Below are 627 nucleotides of genomic sequence, written 5' to 3' on the forward strand. Positions count from 1 at the left end.
TTACTGGAAAGCACAACTGGGCGACGATCACCCGGTGCTGCAATTGCCGGCGGACCACCCTCGCAAGGCTGATGGCGTCTACAGTGCGGCCCGCCATGGTCTCGAACTGCCGAGCGAACTGGTGCAGGGCCTGCACCAGCGGGAGCGAGCCGAAGGGGCGACGCTGTTCATGGTGCTACTGGCCGGGGTGCAAGCGCTGCTCCACCGCTACAGCGGCCAGCAAGACATCCGGGTGGGGGTACCCATAGCCAACCGTCACCGCGTGGAGACCGAAGGCGTGGTGGGCTTCTTCGTTAACACGCAAGTGCTGCGCAACGTAATTGGTGGGCGGTTGAGTCTGGCGCAAGTACTCAAGCAGGCCAAGGAAGCTGCCCTCGGTGCGCAGACGCACCAGGATCTGCCCTTCGAGCAATTGGTCGAGGCGCTGCAGCCGGAGCGCAACTTGGGCACCAACCCGTTGTTCCAGGTGATGTTCAACCACCAGCGGCAAGACCATCGGGCGCTGCAGCAATTGCCCGGACTCACGCTGGAAGACTATGCGCTGGGCGAACAGCATGCGCAGTTTGAACTGACAGTTGACACGGTCGAAGACGCCGACGGCCAGGTGCGTGTGAGCTTCACCTACGC

Annotated in this window: 1 protein-coding gene; it reads left to right on the forward strand. The window is 63.0% G+C overall.

Translation table 11 applies throughout. The features are described 5' to 3' along the window. The coding region (locus L6Q67_RS23970) for a condensation domain-containing protein (protein WP_296576155.1) at positions 1 to 627 on the forward strand (627 nt) is incomplete at both ends.

It is taken from the genome of Zoogloea sp. (genome assembly GCF_023150065.1).
Classification (GTDB): domain Bacteria; phylum Pseudomonadota; class Gammaproteobacteria; order Burkholderiales; family Rhodocyclaceae; genus Zoogloea.